Source organism: Prosthecobacter algae (assembly GCF_039542385.1).
Classification (GTDB): domain Bacteria; phylum Verrucomicrobiota; class Verrucomicrobiia; order Verrucomicrobiales; family Verrucomicrobiaceae; genus Prosthecobacter; species Prosthecobacter algae.
The window spans coordinates 189,634-208,642 of the sequence record NZ_BAABIA010000006.1 but is presented as its reverse complement, the minus strand read 5'-3'; the positions used below and the strand labels follow the sequence as shown (position 1 = coordinate 208,642).

Genomic DNA, 19,009 nt, shown 5'->3' with positions numbered 1-19,009 from the left:
ATCCCCCGCTTCGAAAACATCCGGTCACCATGACCGGATGTTTTTTGGAAAGTATTTGACCGTTGGTCAAAATATTGAATACTCCGCCCATGTCTGGGATCTTGTCCACCCCTACCCGCAAGGAACGCGAGTTCCAGGCGCGTGAGGAGTTGATCCTCACCAACGCCCGCCGCCTCCTCCTCGAGAAAGGCTTCCAGGCCTGGAACATGGAGCAGCTTGCCGAGGCGGTCGAGTATTCCAAAGGCACCCTCTACCAGCACTTCACGTCCAAGGAAGATCTCGTCCTCGCCGTCGCCACCGCCTCCCTCCGCCAGCGTGCCGATCTGTTTGAAAAGTCTTCCAACTTCAAAGGCCTCACCCGCGAACGCTGCCGGGTCATCGGCTTTGCCTGCTGCGAGTTCGCCGTCAGTTGTCCAGAATACTTCCATGTCGAGATGATGCTGAAGTCCGCTTCCTTCTGGGAAAAGGCCAGCGAGGCCCGCCGCCAGGCCCATGCCTTCCAGGGCGCCCGCTGCTGGCGCGTGCTCAATCACATCATTGTCGAGGCCATGGCCCTCGGTGAAATGCCCCGCACCCACTTCACGCCGGAGCAGGCCACCTTCGCCCTCGTCTCCGTCACCGTCGGCAGCCACCTCATGGGCCAGGAGCCCCAGCTCAGGGTCCAGGCCGGCATCACCAGCCCCATGCTTTCCGTCCGGTTCAATCAGGACATCGTCTGCGACGGCCTCGGCTGGAAGCCTCTCCTCCACGAGCACGACTACGCCGCGACCGACCGCCGCATCGTTCAGGAAGTCTTCCCCAATGCCACCTCCTGGCTGTACCCGGACACCTGACTTTTTTTTGCCCTTAAAATGACCATTAGTCAATAAACGACCTTTATTCATGAGCGCCCTCTCCACTGCCTCTCCACGCTTATCCGATTCCGGCCTCTGCTTCCAGCACCTGAACTGGGGCAGTCTCGATACTCTCTCCCAGCAGGAGTTCGGCGGCGTTTCGGGAAAGCTCTTCCTGAAGGAGCTTCTTGGACTCACTGGCATGGAGGTCTCGGCCAATGTCATGGCCCCAGGGCAGGGCATGCCCTTCTGCCACAGCCACCGGCTCAATGAAGAGCTCTACATCTTCCTCTCCGGCAGCGGCCAATTCATGGTGGGGGATGCCGTCTTCGCCGTCGGTCCCGGTTCCTGCGTGCGTGTGGCCCCGCAGGGCATCCGCTGCTGGCGGAATACGGGGGATGAACCTCTGCACTTCCTCTGCATCCAGGCACCCGCCGGGGGCCTCGCCACCCAGGCCACGCAGGATGGCATCGGCGCGGGCCGCCCGCATTGGAACCGCCGTCCTCAGGAGGTCGCACCATGAACTTCATCGCCCTGCGCATGCTCATGTCGGATCGCGCGAAGTACTTCGGCCTCATCTTCGCCTTCGCCTTTTCCACCTTCCTCCTGCAAAACCAGGTCAGCATCTTTTGCGGCATCATGAAGCGCACCGGCAGCCAGATCCTCGATGTCACCGATGCCGACGTCTGGGTCATGGACCGTTACACGGAGTATTTCGAGCAGACCAAACCGCTCAAGGAAACCGACCTCACCCGCGTGCGCAGCGTCTCCGGGGTGGACTACGCCGTGCGTCTTTTCAAAGGCAACCCCACCGCCCGCACTCTCGCGGGAAAGTTTGCCTCCACCTTCACCCTCGGCGTGGATGACAGCACGCTCGTCGGCGCTCCCCGCCAGATGCTCCTCGGCCGCTGGGAAAGCCTGCGCGAAGCCAACAGCATCATCATGGACCGCGCCGGTTACGCCCTCCTCTTTCCCGGCGAGCCGATGGAACTCGGCCGCGTGCTGGAGCTCAATGACCACAAGGTCACCCTCGTCGGCATCTCAGATTGCAGCGCCCCCTTCGTCAGCTTTCCCGTGATCCATGCCCGCTACAGCGAGGCCATCAACTTCCAGGGCCGCGAGCGTAACCAGCTCAGCTTTGTCCTCGCTCGTGCCCGGCCTGGAATGAGTCCGGAAGCCCTCGCCCGTCAGATCGAGCGCGAGACCGGTCTCAAGGCCCGCACCACCGCCGAGTTCGCCTGGGACTGCGTCGTCTATTACATGAAGAACACCGGCATCCCGGTCAATTTCGGCATCACCATCGCTGTTGCACTCATTGTTGGGCTGGCCGTCAGCGGGCAGACTTTCTACATGTTCACGGTGGAAAATCTTCGCCAATTCGGCGCGCTCAAGGCCATCGGCGTCACCAATGGCCGTCTCGTCACCATGGTGCTTCTTCAGGCCCTCGTGGCCGGGGCCATCGGTTACGCCATCGGCACCGGCATGGCGGCGGCGTTCTTCGAGGCCACTGCCTCCAATCTCGCCACCCGGGGCATTGTTCTCATGTGGCAAGCCGTGGCCGGGGTGGGCGTCCTCATGGCTGTTGTTGTCGCCGCCGTCAGCTTCCTCAGCGTCCGCAAAGTGCTCGTTCTCGAGCCCGCCTCCGTCTTCCGTTAATTTTATGAATGCTCCCTCTTCTCCCCAGGCCGTCCAGTGCCAGGGCCTGCGCAAGCACTTCGGTGAGGGCGATGCCCGTGTCGAAGTCCTCCGTGGCGTGGATTTTCACGCTCGCCTCGGCGAGATGACCTTCCTCGTCGGCCCCAGCGGCTGCGGCAAGACCACCCTCATCTCCGTCATCGCTGGTCTGCTGGATCCTAGCGACGGCGACCTGCAAGTGCTCGACTCCCGCCATGCCGAAATGAAGGCGCAGGAACGCATCCTTTTTCGTCGCCGAAACCTCGGCTTCGTCTTCCAGCAATACAATCTGCTGCCCTCGCTGACCGCCGCCGAAAATGCCGCCGTCCCCCTCATCGCCGATGGCATGAAACGCAGCCTCGCCGTGAAAAAGGCCACCGACTTGCTGGATCGCCTGGGCCTCGGTAACAAAGCCTCCGCCATGCCCAGGGTCCTCTCCGGCGGCCAGCAGCAGCGCGTGGCCCTCGCCCGTGCCCTCGTCCATGAACCCCGCCTCATCATCTGCGATGAGCCGACTGCTGCGCTCGATCATAAGACGGGCGAGTCCGTCATGGAGCTCCTCGCCACCGCCGCCCTCGCACCCCAGCGCGCCGTCATCGTCGTCACTCATGATAACCGCGTTTACCACTACGCCCACACCATCGCCCACATGGATGACGGCGTCGTCGTCCGGTCCGAGTCCCGTCGTTGAGCCTCTTTCTATCCGCTCCTTTTCAAACCTCGCCTCCCATGAAAATCCCCGTTCTTCCCCTGGTCGCCCTCGGCTGCTTTGCCTGGGCCGTCACCTCCGTCCTCAGCAGCCAGCCCCGGCGAGAGGCCACCGAGCCGCCCGTCATGCCGCCACGCACCTCCTTTGCCCACACCATCGCCGCCACCGGCCTGGTGGAGCCCAGCAGCGAGACCATCTCCGTCGGCACCCACCGCAGCGGCGTGGTGGAGAAAGTCTTCGTCAAACTCGGCGATGAAGTCCGCCTAGGCCAGCCCCTGCTGAAGCTGGACACGCGCGACCTCGAGGCCGAACTCGCCGTCGCTCAGGCCCAGCTTGCCGAAGCCCAGGCCCAGCTCGCCGTGGCCGAGGCCGAACGCATGCAGGCCCGGCGCAATCTCGACTACGCCGAAAAGCTGGACGATGCCCGCGCCATCTCGGCGGAGGAGCGCACCCAGCGCGAAACCTCCCTCGCCACCGTCAGCGCTCGCCGCGAGGCCTCACAGGCTGCGGTGAGGCTGGCCCAGGCTCGGGTGGAAGTCACCCGTACGGAAATTCAGCGCAGCACCGTCGCCGCCCCGCTGGATGCCACCGTCCTCCAGCTCAAGGTCAGGGCAGGGGAGTTCATCTCCGCCTCCCCCGCCAGCACCCCCTGGATGACCCTCGGCCAGACCTCGCCCCTGCACCTCCGGGCGGATGTCGATGAGCATGAAGCCTGGCGCATCCAGTCCCAGGCCGCCGCCATCGCTCACGTGCGTGGCAACCCGGAACTCAAGGCCGATCTCGAGTTCGTCCGCTTCGAACCCCTCGTCATCCCCAAGAAATCTCTTACGGGGGATGCGACCGAAAGAGTGGACACACGCGTACTTCAGGTCATCTACCGTTTGCAGAAACCTGCGTCTGCCGCTCTGTTCGTGGGTCAGCAGATGGATGTCTTTATTGTGGATGCGAGCCGCAAAAAAATGAACGAATAAATCGCCCGCGACGATCTCTAACTACCTCCCCATGTTTTCCCGCCCCTCTTCCCAGATCGCCTCACTCCGTCCTCGCCGCACCGTCGCCCTCGCTCTGGGCACCGTCTGTCTCGTCAGTTCCTGCGTCGTCGGCCCGGACTATCAGTCTCCCGAGGCCAAGGTCTCCAAACGCTGGAAGCAGCGGGCCGATGTCTCTGATCTCCCCGTCCCGGACCAGTGGTGGACCCTCTTTCGCGACAGCTCCCTCAATGGCCTGGTGGAGCGCGCCCTCGCCAATAACCTCGACCTCCGTGCCGGCCTCGCCCGTGTGGATGCTGCCCGTGCCCTCACCGGCATCCAGCGCGCCGATTGGTTCCCCCAGCTCAATCTTCAGAACAACGCCACCTACGAACACTCCTCCGCCAACAGCATCGGGGCCAACCTCCCTTCCGGTGCTGGCTTGCCTAACCTTGAGCGTGACCGCCACCGTACGGCTCTGGGCCTGAACTATGAGGTGGACCTCTGGGGCCGCGTGCGACGCAGTGTCGAAGGGGCCAAGGCCCGTGAAGACGCCTCGGTGGATACCCTGGCCGCCCAGCGCCTCGTCATCGCCGCCGAAGTCGCCCGCAGCTACTTCCTTGCCGCCTCCCTGGACAATCAGGAGCAGATCCTGCGCGAAACCATCTCCCTACGCGAAGAGGCCCGCAAGCTGCAGCAGTCCCGCTTTGAAGGCGGCCTCGCCAACGAGATGGACGTCGCCCGTGCGCGCACGGAACTCGAACTCGCCAAGAACGACTTCGCCGCCATCGAGCGCCAGCGCGGTGCGGTGGAAAACTCCCTCGCCGTTCTCTGTGGCGATGCGCCTTCCGATTTTGGCCTGTCGAAAAACCGTCGCCTGCCTGCACCTCCCCGCGTCCCTGCCGGCATGCCCAGCACCCTGCTCCAGCGCCGCCCAGACATCCGCTCGGCCGAGCAGACCCTGCGTGCCGCCAATGCCGACATCGGCGTGGCCAAGGCCAACTTCTATCCTGTCTTCAGCCTCACTGGTTCCGGTGGCCTGGAGTCCGTCGGGGCTGAAGACTTCTTCGAATGGAAAAGCCGCACTGCCAGCATCGGGCCACAGCTCACCGTGCCCATCTTCCAGGGTGGCCGCCTCCGTGGCAACCTGCGTGCCGCCCAGGCTCGTTATGACGAAAGCCTGGCCACCTATCGCCAGACCATCCTCACCTCCCTTCGCGAAGTCGAAGACGCTATGCTGGACCTGAGAGCCTTCCAGAAACAGCGCACCGCCGTCGCCGCCGCCGTGGCCTCCGCTCAAGATACCAGCCGCCTCTCCCGTCTGCGTTACGACAAAGGTCTCGCCAGCTACTTCGAAGTCGTGGATGCCGACCGCGTGGTTCTCACCACCCGCCTCACCCTCGCCCAGCTCGACGGCCAGCGCCTCACCTCCACCGTCCAGCTCCTCCGCGCCCTAGGCGGCGGCTGGAAGGGCAGCAGCAAATAACCCCCCAGCAGCCGCGAAGCGTCCTGGACTGCGCCAGTCCTCTGGCGCTCTCGAAAGCTCACCAGTCTCCTAGCTGCCCAGACATAGGACCTAGACGGCATCTAGGTCCTATTTCCCCCGCTCCGCAGCCCCCAAACCCCACGCCCTGGCGGGCGCAGCCACACCGCCGCGAAGCGTCCTGGACTGCGCTAGTCCTCTGGCGCTCTCGCTCGCTCGCCTAACAAAAAGCATCAAATGAACCTGCCTGGGCATCAATTTGCCCTGGCCCCTTGCAGCCCATCGTGTAAATCCTGCAATCCTGTGAATCCTGTATCAAAAGGTTCACCCATCCCCTCGACCAGCGTTCGCCCCAGTCCCCGAGAGGAGCGCGGCTTTTAAACTCCGTCCACGGCCACCCTCCTACCGCTTTCGGCTCAGCATGATCTCATTGCCTTCCGGGTCGGCGCACATCGCCAGATGCGGAGGTTCATCCCCTTCGGGCTGAGGTTCCCGCGTCAGCGATCCTCCGGCAGCCACGATTTCCGCCGCCCCTGCCACCACATCCGGCACCTGAAAGGTCAGCCCCGTCCACGTGCGTTCACCTTCGCCACCGCCATGGATGGCCAGGATGCCCTGGCAGATCTCCACCTCGCTTACATAGTCGTTCTGTTTGATGACCTTGGCCCCAAAGACGCCGGTGTAAAACTTCAGTGCCCGCGCCATGTCTGCCGCCCAGATGGTGTATTTGAATCGTTCAACTAGCATCATCGCCGATAGCCTCACCCTCTCACCGATGCCACTACAATCGTGCCACGACTCAGAGGTGACGAGTTACCACATCCTGCCGAGATCCGGACGACCCTGAACGGATCGTAGGTAGCGGTAACCTTCGACTCGCAGCCCCTCATGAGGCGGCAGCAGCGGGATCACCTCCCGCGCATATTCGCCCCCTTCGATATCTTCCAGTTCATCCAGCCGCGCCAGCCCTTCGGCATCCACTTCCCAGATCTCGCCCGTGATGCTCAGTCCATCCTCGGCGCTGACCATCCCTGGATAACCGCCCATGTCATGGAGCCGGTAATGCGCGGCGGTGCTGGCTTCCGCCACAAACCTCTGCCCACGCATGTAAACATGGTTAGACCCGCCGCGCTTCAGCGTGCCGTAGAGAAAGAGAAGCCGGGTTTCCATGGAGGGTCAGACTCTGGGCAGGTGGTCATCGCGCTCGGCCAGCCATTCGGTCAGGGCGTAACGCTTTTGTTCCAGTTCGGTCGCACGGGCCAGGACGGGCTCGGGGGCGGTGTCCACGGTGAGCACTTCCTTGGCCAGCCGGGTGGCCCATTGAGTCCAGAATTCGGGCTTCAGGATGACCTGCTGCACACTGCCCTGATGCAGCAGCCCCAGCTTGCCCCGCCGTTGTCCTGCGCCCGCCACCTTCACCGGTCCCCGGATGACATCATGCACCGCCGGAGCCACAAAGCAGAAGGGGGCCTCGATGACATCCTCCTGCAAGGCCAGCCGGCAACCCGGATGACCATTGTGACTCAGGGCCTCTGCCAGGGAGCCATGAATGCGCCGGTAGCTTTCCAGGGCCGTCGTTTCCGACCAAGGATCCGCCGGCGGCACGATGACAGAGTAGGTGTAGTCTTCCTGATGCAGCACCACGCCGCCGCCCGTCCAGCGGCGCACCACGGGCCAGCCGGGCAGGGCATCCTGCAGCTTGGGCAAACTCTGCGCATAGCCCAGGGTAACCGTCGGCTGGTCCCAAGTATAAATGCGCAGCACCGGAATCGTGCTGTGCTCCAGCCACGCCTGGTCCACCGCCATGTTCATCGGCCCTGCATGGGTACCGTCGAGATGCAGGATGAGTCGGTCAAAAAAAGGTTCTCCAAAGGACACTCCTGACATTGAGGCTACAGGCTGGGGATGCAACTGCTGTCGTTAGAAGTTGGGACGAATGGGGCCACATCACATCCCCCGGGGCAGGACCTCAACCACATCTGCCAGCACGCGGCCGCTGCCGTGGCGGAGTTCGTTGCAGCGGCCAAAGAGGATCTGGCCGCTGGTGGCGCCCAGCAGTTCGGCGAGGCGGGCATCGACGGCGATGCGGAAGAAGCCGCGCGGGTGGCTGCTGTGGGGGACTTGGTAACGTTCCAGGATGGCGCCGAAAGGGACGCGGCCTTCGATGACGAGGGCCTGGGCCTCTTCGGGCAGCAGGTCCAGATGGATGCCGATGGCACCAAACTCCACGGGCTTGCCATCGCTGCGGCGGTTCAGCACGCTGGCGCGCACGAGGTAGTTGCCGATGCGGGCCTTGGCATGCACGTCGAGGTCAATGTCGCAGCCGTGGCCGTCGCGCAGGCGCGGGGTCATGTCGATGTCATGGACCAGCAGCCAGCGCTCATGCTCCGGCAGTTCGTCGGGCTGTACAAAGGTCACACGCGGACGGGCGCTGCCGATGCCATAGAAGAACACCAGCGGGGCCAGATCATCCTCACGGACGGCATCGGTGCGCGGGGCGGCATCAAGTGTAGCGGGCATACTGGCGGTGCTGGGGCAGGAAGAATTCGTGCAACAGACGGTCCACTTGCAGCAGGCCGTCGCGAGTCAGCGTGATGTCCTTGTCGGTGAGTTTGGCAAAGCCCTCGTTTTGCAGGTAGTTGAGCTGGGGGGCAAAGAAGGCCAGAGGGTCCTGGCCGAACTTGTTTTGGTAATAGGCGAATTCGCTGTGGCCTAACTTCAACTTTAGAATGAACTCTCGCACGAAGCGCTCCTCATGGGTGGTCTCATAGGCGCGGAAGATGGGGAGCTGCCCGGCATCCACGGCCTGCATGTAGGGGCCCACTTCGGCCTGGTTCTGGTAATGCACGCCGCCCAGATGGCCAAAGGAGGCCACGCCGCAGCTCAGGAGGTCCGCGCCTTCCCAGAGGGCATCGCGATAGACGAACTTGATGCGCTGAGGGTCCTTCACCACGGTGTAGGCGCTGGTGACGGTATAACCATTTTTGACGAATTCATCAAAGGCGTAGCTCACCCAGTCGCGCTTGGTCTGCCAGTCGGCCACAGGGGCGGTCACCTTGCCCTCCTCCTTCATCTGCTTGTACATGGTGGTGTTGTAGGGTACCTCCATCTGGTAGATGGTGACGGCATCTGGCCCGAGGGCGATGCCTTTGGCCACGGTGTCCTTCCAGTTCTCCCAGGTCTCGTTCATCATCCCGGCGATGAGGTCGATGTTGATGTGCTCGAAGCCGAGGGTGCGGGCAAAGCGGTAGGCCTTCTCGATCTCGCCGCTGCGGTGGGCGCGGCCGTTGGTTTCCAGGATGTGGTCGTCGAAGTTTTCCACGCCGAGGCTGAGGCGGGTGACGCCCACTTCACGGATGCCGGTGAGCTTTTTTTCGTTGAGGGTGCCGGGCTCGGCTTCAAAAGCGACTTCCGCTGCGCCATCCCAACTGACGAGGTCCTTCATGCGGTTGGTCAGATCCGTGAGCTGTGGGATGCTGAGGTAGCTGGGGGTACCACCGCCGAAGTAAACGAAGTGGGCTTTGCGGCCATTGATGTAGGGCTGCTTGGCGAAGCGCTCCATCTCGCGCATCCCGGCATCGATGTAGGCCTTGATCTCGGAGGCGTTCTTGTCGGTATAGACTTTGAAGTAGCAGAAATGGCAGCGCTTGCGGCAGAAGGGGATGTGGAAATAGACGCCCAGGGGAATGTCTGCGGGGGCGGGTTTGGCCAGCACGTTCTCAATCACGGGCACCTGATCCGGCTTCCAGAAGGAGAAGGGCGGGTAATTGCTGACGAAGTAATTGCCCGCTTCGGTCTGTTCGACCTTTTTCTCGGCGGTGTGCGGGGGGGATTCCAGGGTGGTGGACATGATGAAAGTATGAACAGGGAACGCAGGATGTCGTTCACTTCTAAGCGTTAAACGTGCCGGAGACCAGTCTCCTCACGAAGGTAGGACGTCTGGTCTGCCGATTTATTGCTTGCCTGTCGAGAAAGATCCGCCCGCCAGGGGCCACTGCGGGACGTGGGACGCTGTGGCCGATGGGGATGGGGAAGGAATCGAATTTTTCCCCATTTGGGGATTTTTTGAGTTAAGGCTTTGGAAACCAATGTTTTAGGATGGGGATGATTTTCCCCATTGGGGGACGCCGTGGGGAAAATGGGAAGTCCCTGGGGATTCGCGGGGAGGGCTGCTGCCTGTCGCGGCAGCGTTTCGGGCCTGTGCCGCCGCCCTGGACTCGAGGCTGAAAGCCCGCGCCGTGTGAGGGAAAAGATGCCAGACGAAGTCATGGGAAAGCCTCCAGTATTTCCGGGTCTCCTCCACACCCTTTTTCGCTGCCGGAGAATCCTGTCTAATATCGCCCATTTTGGCGCTGATGCAAGGGTCTGCGAGGGTGGGGAAAGCAGGAGTTCCTGCATTCTGCCTGCATCTTGCTTGCCAGGGTGAGATGCCGAGCCTTACATAAAGAAAGTCACGTTACCTTCTCTCCTTTTTAAATGTCCGAAGACCACAAAAAGACCCTTCAAAGCCAGCTCTGGAACATCGCCAATACCCTGCGCGGAAAGATGGGGGCGGATGAGTTCCGCGACTACATCCTGGGCTTCATTTTCTACAAATACCTGTCTGAGCGAATGCACCTTTTTGCGGACGAGATTTTGAAGAATGACGGTCTTTCGTTTGATGATCTTGATGAGACCACGGCTGAGGGGACAGAGATTCTGGCAGCTATTCAGCAGGAATCGGTGGAGCGGCTGGGCTACTTCCTGAAACCCTCGGAACTCTTCCATAAAATCGCTGAAAAAGGGGCGCGGAAGACGGACAATTTCATCCTGGAAGACCTCACGGCCATTCTGAAGCACATTGAGGCCAGCACGATGGGGCATGACAGCGAGGACGACTTCGAAGGGCTATTTGAGGATCTGGACCTGGGCTCGTCAAAGCTGGGGAAAACAGAGAGCCAGAAGAACGAACTGATCTCCAAAGTGCTGAGCTACCTGGACAAGATTGATTTCCGGCTGGCGGATACCGAGGCGGATGTGCTGGGGGATGCTTATGAATACCTCATCGGCCAATTCGCCAGCGGGGCGGGGAAGAAAGCGGGGGAGTTCTATACCCCGCAGGAGGTCAGCACCATTCTGGCGAAGATCGTCACCACCGGGAAGACGAAGCTCAAAAGCGTCTATGACCCCACCTGCGGCTCCGGCTCCCTGCTGCTGCGTGTGGCGAAGGAGGTGGAGGACGTAGGCCACTTCTACGGGCAGGAGATGAACCCCACGACGTATAACCTGGCGCGCATGAACATGATTCTGCACGGGGTCCATTATCAGCGGTTCGACCTGAAGAATGAGGACACCCTGGAGCATCCGGCCCCAGAGCATGCCGACCTGCGCTTTGAGGCTATCGTGGCGAATCCTCCTTTCTCGGCCCAATGGTCCGCCAGCGCCATTCATGAGAATGATGATCGCTTCAGTGCCTATGGCAGGCTTGCACCCTCGAGCAAGGCGGACTTCGCCTTTGTGCAGCATATGGTGCATCATCTGGACAGCGGGGCCACCATGGCCTGCGTGCTGCCGCATGGGGTGCTCTTCCGGGGCGGGGCGGAGGGGCACATTCGCAAGTATCTCATTGAGGATTGCAACTACCTGGACGCCGTCATCGGCCTGCCTGCCAATATCTTCTACGGCACTGGCATCCCTACCTGCATTTTGGTGCTGAAGAAGCAGCGGGAAAATCCGGACGACATCCTGTTCATGGATGCCAGCCAGGGGTTTGAAAAAGACGGGAATCAAAATTACCTCCGGCCTGCACACATCGAGCGGATCGTCAGCACCTACCGGAAGCGGGAAAGCCTGGAAAAATTCAGCCAGGTGGCGCAGCGCAGCGAGGTCGCAGGCAATGACTACAACCTGAACATCCCGCGCTACGTGGACACCTTTGATGAAGAGGCGAAGGTGGATCTGGATGAAGTGGCCGGGAAGCTGGTGGCCCTGGAAAAAGAAATGGGCGAGACTGAAAAAGCCATCGCAGGCTTTTGTGCGGAGCTGGGAATCAAGGCACCCTTTTGAGCCATGAGTGATCCAAAGAAAAAGCTCATTCGCAACAGCACCGCCGAGTTTCTGACCTTTACCGCCCAGAGCGGGGATCAGAGCATTGAGGCCCGGTATGAGAGCGAAACGGTCTGGCTGACCCAGAAGCTGATGGCCCAGCTCTTTGATGTCACGGTGCCCACCATCAGTGAGCATTTGTCCACCATCTACGAACAAGGAGAAATCACCCGGGAGGCAACTATTCGGAAATTCCGAACAGTTCAAAGGGAGGGCAGCCGGGAGGTCGCGCGCCAAGTGGATTTCTACAATCTGGATGCCATCATCTCGGTTGGCTACCGGGTGAATTCCGTGCGCGCCACCCAGTTCCGCCAATGGGCCACCCAGGTTTTGCGGGATTTTGCCATCCGGGGTTATGTTCTGGACCGGAAACGCATGGAGAATGGAACCTTCCTGGGGGAGGACTACTTCGAGCATCTTTTGGAGGAGATCCGCGAGATCCGCCTCAGCGAGCGGCGGTTCTACCAAAAGATCACCGATGTTTATGCCACGGCGGTGGATTACAACAAGGACGCCCCCACCACGCGGGATTTCTTCGCCAAGGTGCAGAATAAGCTCCACTTCGCCATCCATGGCCACACGGCGGCGGAATTGATCGTGGAGCGAGCCGACAGCCAGAGGCCGCATATGGGCCTCACGAACTGGGAAAACTCCCCGGCGGGAAAGGTTCTGAAGTCCGATGTCGTCGTTGCCAAAAACTACCTTGCCAAAGAGGAGCTGGAATCCCTGGGCCGCATCGTCAATGCTTATCTGGAACTGGCTGAAGACCGCGCCCGCCGGAAGATGCCCATGACCATGGAGGACTGGGCCAAACGGCTGGATGCTTTCCTGGAGTTTACCGACCGCGCTATTCTGGCAGACGCGGGTCGCGTCACCGCCGAACTCGCCAAACAGCATGCGGAATCTGAATTCGAGAAGTTCCGCATCGTGCAGGACCAACTTTTTGTGAGTGATTTTGACCAGGAAGTGGCAGGGCTTCGGCAGGAAGGAGGTGCGCAGTGAAGTCGGAAAAAATCAAGAGCGTGCCGGAGTTGAGGTTTCCGGGGTTTGATGGGGCGTGGAACAGAATTGAGCTAGAGGCAATAGCATCGAAGAAAATTTCTTATGGTATTGTTCAAGCTGGAGAACACGTCCCCGGAGGTATGCCATACATTAAGAGCCAAGACCTGAATAAACCTCTCGATATAGACTCACTGCAACGGACGTCGTCTGAAATTGCGCGAAAATATCGTCGGTCCGAGGTTGAACCTGGCGATATTGTCTTCTCGCTGCGTGGTAACATTGGGGTTAGCCAGATCGTGCCGTCATCTATTGCCGTCGCCAATCTCACACAGGGTACCGCTCGAATCGCGGTCAAAAACCATGACAATAGGTTAGTCGCTCAAACGCTCCAGACTGAAAACGTTGCCCGTGATATTGATGCCTGTGCGAAGGGCAGCACGTTTCGTGAGATATCTCTGGAGTCGTTAAGAAAAGTGTCTCTTCCGCTCGCGCCCACCCTTCTCGAGCAGCAAAAGATTGCGGATTTCCTGACGGTGGTGGATGGGCGGATTGCGCAACTGAGCCGGAAGAAAGCCCTGCTGGAGGACTACAAGAAGGGTGTGATGCAACAGCTCTTCACCCAAGCCCTCCGCTTCAAAGATGACGATGGAAATGAGTTTCCGGATTGGGAGGAGAAAACGCTGGGAGAGGTTTTGACAATTGGCAGCGGGCGTGACTACAAACATCTCGATAAAGGGAATATACCAGTCTATGGTTCAGGAGGAGTTATGGCCTTTGTGAATAATTTTCTATACAAAGGTGAGAGTGTTTGTATTGGTAGAAAGGGTACCATAGACAAGCCACGATTGGTGAGAGGAGCCTTCTGGACAGTTGATACACTGTTTTACACTCATTCATTCAAGAACGTTCTTCCCCGCTTCGTCTACGCAATATTTCAGAGGATTAATTGGCAAGCTTACAATGAAGCTTCTGGGGTGCCAAGTCTTTCGAAAACCACTATAGAAAGCATCCCTGTTTCTATACCACATCTTGAGGAACAGACCAAAATCGCCAATTTCCTCACCGCCCTGGACCGGAAGATTGAAAGTGTGGCGGCTCAGATCACCCACAATCAAACCTGGAAGAAGGGGCTGCTGCAGCAGATGTTTGTGTGAGGGCACGGAGATTTTAACCACAGATTTCACGGATGAACACGGATGGGAAATCAAAAGGCAGGACTGCAAGACATCTGTGGTCTCTGTGACATCGGTGGTTTCCGCGTCTCACTTTTATAACCCCAGATTTCACGGATGAACACGGATGGGAATTCAAAAGGCAGGACTGCAAGATATCTGTGGTCTCTGTGACATCGGTGGTTTCCGCGTCTCACTTTTATAACCCCAGATTTCACGGATGAACACGGATGGGAATTCAAAAGGCAGGACTGCAAGATATCTTTGGTCTCTGTGTCATCCGTGGTTTCCGCGTCCCACTTTTATAAACACAGATTTCACGGATGAACACGGATGGGAATTCAGAAAGACAGCGCTGCAAAACAATTCGTGGTCTCTGTGACCTCTGTGGTTCCTCCATCACCGCTTTTAACTCCAGATTCCATCCATGAACACCGATAGAAGTCACGAGAATCTCCATTCCAAACTCTCGGTGGTTCAGCCCCCGAATGCGGACCTCACGCAGGCTGTCATTGGCGCGGCGATAAAGGTGCTGAATGCACTGCGCCCGGGACTGGATGAGAAGCTGTATGAGCGGGCCTTGGTGATCGAGTTGAGGAAGCTGGGGGTATCTTGCGATGCCCAGAAGCAGCACGATGTTTTTTATGACGGGCAGCTCATCGGCACATTGGTCCCGGACCTGATCGTGGAAGGGCGGTTGATCGTGGACACCAAGGTGGTGACCGCCTTCAACGACAGCCACATCGCGCAAATGCTGGGCTACCTGAACATCACTGGGCTCAAGACAGCCTTGCTCCTCAATTTCAAATACGCGAAGCTCGGCATCAAGCGGGTGTCGAACTGATGAACACAGAAGTTTAACCACAGATATCACGGATGAACACAGATGAGGAAAACCTGAAAGTCATGGCGCAGACATCTGTGGACTCTGTGTTATCTGTGGTTCAAATCTTCTCTGATAGCCGTTTTAACCACAGATTTCACGGATGAGCACAGATAAGGAACTAGCCAATCCAAAATCTCAGTGCTCTGTGGACTCTGTGTTATCTGTGGCTCAAGTCTTCCCTGATAGCCCTTTTAACCACAGATTTCACGGATGAGCACAGATAAGGAACTAGCCAATCCAAAACCTCAGGGCTCAGTGCCCTCTGTGTTGTCTGTGGTTCAATCCGAGCTAGTTCTTGAAAACGAACTGGTGGCGCAGCTCATCGGGCAGGGATATGCGCCGGTGGCGGTGACGGATGAGGCCTCAATGCTGGGGAACCTGAAGGCGCAACTGGAGGTCTTCAATGGCCTGACGCTGACGGCGGGGGAATTTACGAAAGTGCTGAATCATCTGAACCGCAGGGCGGGGGTGTTTGAAAAAGCGAAGACGCTGCGGGACCGGATGAAGCTGGACCGGGAGGATGGGACGACGGTTTACCTGGAGTTCTTTGATTCGGGGAATCCGCTGCGGAATCTGTATCAGGTGACTCGGCAGGTGGCGATGGATGAGGGGAAGTACAAGAACCGCTATGATGTGACGATCCTGGTGAACGGGCTGCCGCTGGTACAGATGGAACTGAAGCGGCGCGGGCTGGAGATGAAGGAGGCGTTTAACCAGATCCAGCGGTACCAAAAGCACAGCTACTGGAGTGCGCATGGGCTGTTTCACTTTGTGCAGCTCTTTGTGATCTCCAACGGGGTGAACACGAAGTACTACGCGAATGCGCGCAAGCAAAGCTTCAAGCAGACTTTTTACTGGGCGGCGGAGGACAACAAAACGATCCGCGAGCTGAAGCCTTTCACTACGGCCTTCCTGAACCGGGAGCATGTGGGGGCGATGATCGGCAAGTACATCGTGCTGAATGAGACGGACAAGATCCTGATGGTGCTGAGGCCGTATCAATTTTATGCGACGGAGCGGATCGTGGAGCGGGTGAAGAATCCGCCGGAGGAGAATGCGAACGGGTACATCTGGCACACGACGGGATCCGGCAAGACGCTGACCTCCTTCAAGGCGGCGCAGATCATCACCGGACTGCCGGGCGTGGCGAAGGTGGTCTTTTGTGTGGACCGGAAGGATCTGGACTACCAGACGATCAAGGAATTCAACGGATTCAGCAAAGGCAGCGTGGATGGCACGAACAACACGCAGAAGCTGGTGCAACAGTTCACGGATGACGCGGCCCTGGAGCGGCAGTCCACGGTCAATACGAAGCTGATCGTGACGACGCTGCAAAAGCTGAATACGGCGATCAGCAAGACGCAGTATCTGGCGGCGATGGAGGGGCTGCGGGATGAGCGGATCATCTTCATCTTCGACGAATGTCATCGCAGCCAGTTCGGCGATACGCACAAGCGCATCACGGCTTTCTTTCGGAATCACCAGATGTTCGGCTTTACCGGCACGCCGATCTTTGCGGACAACGCGGTGGCGAAGGACGGGAAGAAGCACACGACGAAGGATCTCTTTCACGAGAAGCTGCACAGCTATGTGATCACGGATGCGATCAAGGACGAGAACGTGCTGAAATTTGCCGTGGAGTATGTGGGCCGCTACAAGCGGAAGCCGGGCACGGCGACGGAGGTGGACATCGAGGTGGAGGGGATCGATACGAAGGAGCTGATGGAGAGCCCGGCGCGGCTGGAGAAGATATCCGATTACATCCTGGAGCATCATGCGGTGAAGACGCGCAATAAGGAATTCACAGCGATGATGTGCGTGAGTTCTGTGGAGGTGCTGATCAAATACTACGAGCTGTTTGCCGACAAGAAGAAGGCGGGCCAGCACAATCTGAAGGTGGCGACGATCTTCAGCTACACGAGCAATGAGGAGGACAAGGACGCTGACGGCATCCTGGACGAGGGTGGCGAGATCATCGGCGGTGAGGGCGGAAACCCGCACACGCGGGAGAAGCTGGATGGCTTCATCGGCGACTACAATGCGATGTTTGGCACGAACTACTCGACCAAGGACACGCAGAGCTTTTACAACTACTACCAGGACATCGCCAAGAAGGTGAAGGAGCGGAAGGTGGACCTGCTGCTGGTGGTGAACATGTTCCTGACGGGCTTTGACAGCAAGACGCTGAACACGCTGTATGTGGACAAGACGCTGCGCTTCCACGGGCTGGTGCAGGCGTACTCCCGCACGAACCGCATCCTGAACGAGGTGAAGAGCCAGGGGAACATTGTGGTCTTTCGCAACCTGAAGGCGCGGACGGATGAGGCGATTGCGCTATTCTCCAATGTGAAGGCGAAGGAGGAGATCTTTGTGCCGCCTTATGAGGACTACGTGCAGCGGTTTAACGAGGTGGTGGTGGACCTGCTGAAGCTGACGCCCACGGTGCGCAGTGTGAAGGATCTGCCGGACGAGGAGGCAGAGCTGCAATTTGTGAAAATCTTCCGCGAGCTGATGCGCCTGCGGAATATCCTGGAATCGTTTTCGGAATTTGATGACAACGATCTGGCGCTGCCTGCGCAACGTTTTGCCGACTATCGGAGTGCCTACCTAGATCTGTATGACAAGGTCAAGACGGACAATACGAAGGAGAAAGCCAGCATCCTGGAAGACGTGGACTTTGAGCTGGAGCTGATCCACAAAGACATCATCAATGTGCAGTACATCCTGACGCTGCTGGCCAGGCTGTATGGAGCGGATGCTAAGGAGGCACCGATGCTGCGGAAGCTGATCCTGGACACAGTGGCGGGTGACCTGGAACTGCGCAGCAAGAAGGAACTCATCGAGAAGTTCATCGAGCAGAATCTGCCGAAGGTGGAGAGCGCGGCGGAGATCCCGGAATGCTTTGAGGACTTTTGGGAAAAGGAGCGCGTGGAGGCCTTCGAGAAGCTGGTGAAGGAGGAGAATCTGGACGCTGACAAGCTGAAGAAGGTGATCGACCGCTATGTCTATACCGGGCAACCGCCGCTGACGGATCCTGACATTGCGGACATCATTGTGAAGCCATTGAAGATCCTGGAGCGTGGGCCGACGAAGAAGCGGGTTTTTGACCGAGTGCTGGATTATGTGGCGACGTTCATTCGCGGGATCGCGGCCTGATTTCACCTTTCGGTGTTGTTGCAATCCCCGGTGTCTTTTTGACCAAGCCCCCACCGCCCTCAGGCCATGTGGAGTTCGGCTTTGCGGGAGCCGGGGGGCGGGGGAGTGGGGAGGTCTTCGGGGAGGAGGCGGGCGATGGTTTCGCTGTAGCCCATGTGGTCGATGAGGATGGCCTTGCGCTCGCGGTGGGTGACGGGGCGGGTGGTGATGCGGCCATCGGTGTGGAGGGTGACGGCGTTGCCGAAGGCGAGGCCGATGACTTCGTGGCCGCGGTTGATGCGGGCGCTGACCTGGTAGTTGAAGGGGCTCCAGTCGCGGGTCTGGGCGTAGCGGTGGGGGAAGTCGGCGAGGTCGGGGCCGAGGGGCTCATACCGGCAGATGAAGCCGGTGGTCATGTGGAGGGGGCGCCAGTGGAGGTGCCAGCGGTCCTGCTGGCGGGTGGCCTGGATGCCCCAGGCGGGGTGGACGATGGCGGTGATGCCGCCGGGGTGGAGGGGGAGGGGCTGGTGGTGGAGGACGGAGGTATCCACAAGGTATTCTGAGCCGGGGCCGAAGCTGACGATGACGGTGCCGTGATTGGGCGGGAGATCCGGCGCGGCGAGCATGGTGGCGATGCTGCGGCGGACCTGGAAGCCGAGTGCGGTGAGGAGGGCGGCGAGGGCGGTGGAGCCTGCCCAGCAGGTGCCGCCGGTGCCGTGAAGGAGCCAGTTTTCAAAGAAGTGCTCGGGCGTGCTGCCGGGGAGGGGGCCGGGGGCACTGCTGCGGACGTGGATGAGCTTTTGGACGTTGTCGAAGGGGACCTTCTGGCACCAGGCGGCGTAGAGGCTGGCGAGGGCCTCGGGCGTGGGGGCGGCGGGTGCGGGGTGGCCGAGCTGGGTGAGGATGCGGGGGAGGAGATCTGCAGGCAGGGCTGGGAGGGACATGAGTGGGGGTGGATGATGTGGTTCCCTGTTTTGTTGCAGATGTTTCGCTAGTTTTAAGCGGGGCTGATTTTTTTCTGGGGGTGGGCGGGACCTGGGGGCGAGAGGGGGTGGGGGAATAA

General features: G+C 59.5%; 17 protein-coding genes. 11 read left to right on the top strand and 6 right to left on the bottom strand.

Annotation, left to right across the window (positions count from 1 at the left end; all coding sequences use genetic code 11):
* Positions 1-89: 89 nt before the first annotated feature.
* Genes ABEB25_RS15535 through ABEB25_RS15510 form a run of 6 tightly spaced genes read left to right on the top strand, consistent with a single transcriptional unit; the run spans position 90 to position 5,670 of the window.
* Positions 90-833, top strand: coding sequence for a TetR/AcrR family transcriptional regulator (locus tag ABEB25_RS15535; protein ID WP_345737336.1), 744 nt, complete (start codon positions 90-92; stop codon positions 831-833).
* Between the two features lie 49 nt (positions 834-882).
* Positions 883-1,356, top strand: coding sequence for a cupin domain-containing protein (locus tag ABEB25_RS15530; protein ID WP_345737335.1), 474 nt, complete (start codon positions 883-885; stop codon positions 1,354-1,356).
* Positions 1,353-2,489 carry an ABC transporter permease gene (locus tag ABEB25_RS15525; RefSeq protein ID WP_345737334.1) on the top strand — a complete coding sequence of 379 codons (1,137 nt, stop codon included), beginning with the start codon at positions 1,353-1,355 and terminating at the stop codon, positions 2,487-2,489. The genes ABEB25_RS15530 and ABEB25_RS15525 overlap by 4 nt, the downstream gene beginning before the upstream one ends.
* A gap of 4 nt (positions 2,490-2,493) precedes the next feature.
* Positions 2,494-3,198 carry an ABC transporter ATP-binding protein gene (locus tag ABEB25_RS15520; protein WP_345737333.1) on the top strand — a complete coding sequence of 235 codons (705 nt, stop codon included), beginning with the start codon at positions 2,494-2,496 and terminating at the stop codon, positions 3,196-3,198.
* A 38-nt stretch (positions 3,199-3,236) separates the two neighbouring features.
* Complete coding sequence (locus tag ABEB25_RS15515) at positions 3,237-4,187, top strand: efflux RND transporter periplasmic adaptor subunit (protein WP_345737332.1); 951 nt, start codon at positions 3,237-3,239, stop codon at positions 4,185-4,187.
* 31 nt (positions 4,188-4,218) lie between these two features.
* Complete coding sequence (locus ABEB25_RS15510) at positions 4,219-5,670, top strand: efflux transporter outer membrane subunit (protein WP_345737331.1); 1,452 nt, start codon at positions 4,219-4,221, stop codon at positions 5,668-5,670.
* Positions 5,671-6,069: 399 nt separating this feature from the next.
* Here the strand turns inward: ABEB25_RS15510 and ABEB25_RS15505 are convergent, their stop codons facing one another.
* The 5 genes from ABEB25_RS15505 to ABEB25_RS15485 form a co-directional block, all read right to left on the bottom strand.
* A complete protein-coding gene (locus ABEB25_RS15505; protein ID WP_345737330.1) occupies positions 6,070-6,417 on the bottom strand; it encodes a VOC family protein in 348 nt (115 codons plus the stop codon).
* A 63-nt stretch (positions 6,418-6,480) separates the two neighbouring features.
* A complete protein-coding gene (locus ABEB25_RS15500) occupies positions 6,481-6,837 on the bottom strand; it encodes a gamma-glutamylcyclotransferase family protein (RefSeq protein WP_345737329.1) in 357 nt (118 codons plus the stop codon).
* 6 nt (positions 6,838-6,843) lie between these two features.
* Positions 6,844-7,545, bottom strand: a complete 702-nt coding sequence (locus ABEB25_RS15495; protein ID WP_345737328.1) for a lipoyl protein ligase domain-containing protein — start codon at positions 7,543-7,545, stop codon at positions 6,844-6,846.
* A 69-nt stretch (positions 7,546-7,614) separates the two neighbouring features.
* Positions 7,615-8,187 carry a hypothetical protein gene (locus ABEB25_RS15490; RefSeq protein WP_345737327.1) on the bottom strand — a complete coding sequence of 191 codons (573 nt, stop codon included), beginning with the start codon at positions 8,185-8,187 and terminating at the stop codon, positions 7,615-7,617.
* Entirely contained in the window at positions 8,171-9,517 is a 1,347-nt protein-coding gene (locus tag ABEB25_RS15485) for a coproporphyrinogen-III oxidase family protein (protein WP_345737326.1), read from the bottom strand. The genes ABEB25_RS15490 and ABEB25_RS15485 overlap by 17 nt, the downstream gene beginning before the upstream one ends.
* Before the next feature lie 626 nt (positions 9,518-10,143).
* Between ABEB25_RS15485 and ABEB25_RS15480 the strand changes: the two genes are divergently transcribed.
* From ABEB25_RS15480 to ABEB25_RS15460, 5 genes are all read left to right on the top strand, one after another.
* A complete protein-coding gene (locus ABEB25_RS15480) occupies positions 10,144-11,712 on the top strand; it encodes a type I restriction-modification system subunit M (protein ID WP_345737325.1) in 1,569 nt (522 codons plus the stop codon).
* Between the two features lie 3 nt (positions 11,713-11,715).
* On the top strand, positions 11,716-12,753 hold the full coding sequence (locus tag ABEB25_RS15475; RefSeq protein WP_345737324.1) for a virulence RhuM family protein: 1,038 nt from the start codon (positions 11,716-11,718) through the stop codon (positions 12,751-12,753).
* Positions 12,750-13,907 carry a restriction endonuclease subunit S gene (locus tag ABEB25_RS15470; protein WP_345737323.1) on the top strand — a complete coding sequence of 386 codons (1,158 nt, stop codon included), beginning with the start codon at positions 12,750-12,752 and terminating at the stop codon, positions 13,905-13,907. Before ABEB25_RS15475 ends, ABEB25_RS15470 begins: the two co-directional genes overlap by 4 nt.
* Positions 13,908-14,352: 445 nt before the next feature.
* Positions 14,353-14,769, top strand: a complete 417-nt coding sequence (locus ABEB25_RS15465) for a GxxExxY protein (RefSeq protein ID WP_345737322.1) — start codon at positions 14,353-14,355, stop codon at positions 14,767-14,769.
* A gap of 252 nt (positions 14,770-15,021) precedes the next feature.
* Positions 15,022-17,967 carry a type I restriction endonuclease subunit R gene (locus tag ABEB25_RS15460; protein WP_425572068.1) on the top strand — a complete coding sequence of 982 codons (2,946 nt, stop codon included), beginning with the start codon at positions 15,022-15,024 and terminating at the stop codon, positions 17,965-17,967.
* 59 nt (positions 17,968-18,026) lie between these two features.
* Here the strand turns inward: ABEB25_RS15460 and ABEB25_RS15455 are convergent, their stop codons facing one another.
* A complete protein-coding gene (locus ABEB25_RS15455; protein WP_345737320.1) occupies positions 18,027-18,890 on the bottom strand; it encodes an arylamine N-acetyltransferase in 864 nt (287 codons plus the stop codon).
* Positions 18,891-19,009 lie beyond the last annotated feature (119 nt).